At 72.5% G+C, this 1,770-nt stretch carries 2 protein-coding genes; both read right to left on the reverse strand.

Going from position 1 to position 1,770, the window contains the following annotated elements; translation table 11 throughout:
- Positions 1 to 347: DUF4376 domain-containing protein (locus AX737_RS28815; RefSeq protein WP_156454029.1), on the reverse strand; the 347-nt coding region annotated here is incomplete at its 3' end.
- 1 nt (position 348) lies between these two features.
- Positions 349 to 1,728 carry a hypothetical protein gene (locus tag AX737_RS37585; RefSeq protein ID WP_156454030.1) on the reverse strand — a complete coding sequence of 460 codons (1,380 nt, stop codon included), beginning with the start codon at positions 1,726 to 1,728 and terminating at the stop codon, positions 349 to 351.
- Positions 1,729 to 1,770: the final 42 nt, after the last annotated feature.

The raw sequence follows: 1,770 nt of genomic DNA on the forward strand, positions 1-1,770 counted from the left end.
GTGCCCATCGTGTCGCCCATCTCGATCACCGCCTGGGCGTCCATGGCGACGAGCGTGTTGTCCTCCGCGATCCAGCCGAACGGCTTGCCGTCGCCGTACCAGAAGATGTCGCCGATCTGGGCGCCGGCCGCTGCCGCCCGCGACGCCCGGGCATAGGCGTCGCGGATGTTGTCCTGGTCCTTCGGGCGGGACTGGAAGTGGTGGCCGTGGCACGCGAAGCCCGCTTGGGTGCGGCGCTCGACCTCGGCATCCACCATCGCGCAGAGCGCATCCACGCTCGGTCCGGGCGGCGCCTCGCCCTCGGGCGTGAAGATCGCGTCGGAGAGCAAGTCGATCGTGCTCGGCATGTCAGAGGCTCAGCGCTGTCGTGGCCGCGGTCTCGCCCGTGGCCGTCGTCGGAGCCGTGCTCGTCTGGGCGCCGAACACGGAGGATGTGGTGCCTGCGCCGAGGTTGTAGGTCGTGATCAGGCCGCCGTAGCCGGCCCCGCCACCCTTGCCGACCGACCCCCCGACCGTGCTGGTGCCGCCGCTTCCGCCGCTGCCTCCGCTCACGTCCAGGCAGTTCGTCGCCGCGGCGCCGGTCAGGAAGCGGTAGACGACCTGCAGCCAACCGCCCGCGCCGCCAGCGCCGCCGCCGCCGCCGCCGGCCGCGTTCGGCACCGACGTTCCGTTCGCCCCGTTGCCGCCGCGGGCACGGATGGCTGCAGCCGCAGTCGAGGCACCGCGGTTGATGGTGCGGGCGAAGACGAACACGATACCGCCGCTCGCACCGCCGCCGCCGCCAGCGCCACCGCCATTTGTCCCGCCGTCACCTCCGCCACTACCGCCGCCGGCCCCACCCGCGCCGCCGCCCGTGACGGGGCCGGCCGCCGAGAGAGGATCAGCCGCGGCACGTCGTGGCCGGAAGAGCGAGGTGGCGAGCGTGCCGGCGCGCGCCGACCCGCCTGCGAAGCCCGAACTCCCCCCCGCACCGCCCGTGCCCGTACCCGTGCCGCCCGCAACGACGGTTCCTGCCGTGGCAGCGGAGCCTTGACTGCCAGTGTTGGTTGCGGGGCTGCCCGGCGCACCGGTCGCGCCCGCCACGCCGCCGCCGAGTGAACCAGAGGCGAGCGCCGAGGCGCCGGTCTGCGATGTCGCGCTTGGTGTGGGTCGCCCGATGTAGCCCGAGGTCAGGCCCGAGATGTCGAGCGTGCCCTTCACGAACAGGCGGTGGCCCGCCGTGTCAATGATCGCCGAACCCGAGAGCGTGACGTTGTTGTAGTAGGTGTCCCGCGTGAGCGTGGTGGTGCCGGACGATGCGGTCAGATCGCCGTCCGAACCGTCGCCGAACCAAGCCAGGTCGATGCCGGTCGCTTCCTGCTTGGACGCGCCGGCCTGCGCCGTCTTCAGCGCGGTCATGTAGTTGGTGTCGTCGGTGCCAGCGGTTGCCTGCGCAGTCGTCGCGGACTGCGTGCTGTCGAGTAGCCGCCGGGTCGTGCCGCCCAGATAAAGGAAGGCGCCGAGCCCCGTGCGGTGCCAGCACTGGCCCTCGACAGGCGAGGCAGGATCGGAGCCGACAGGCGCCAGCACCGTGCCCGAGAGGAAGGTCTGGAGCGCCCCCCAGCTCTGGGCGATGCCGAGGAAGGCGAAGATCCGGGTGACGCCGCCGAGATAGCCCTTCAGCGTGCCGCCGTTGTTCCAGATCGCGCCTTCGGTCGCGGCGGACGGATCCGTGCCCGTCGGCAGCACGATCGAGGCGCGCCCGGCCGCTGGCGCGACGAAGCTCTGCTG

The sequence above is a fragment of the Methylobacterium sp. CCH5-D2 genome, assembly GCF_001556475.1.
Lineage (GTDB): Bacteria > Pseudomonadota > Alphaproteobacteria > Rhizobiales > Beijerinckiaceae > Methylobacterium > Methylobacterium hispanicum.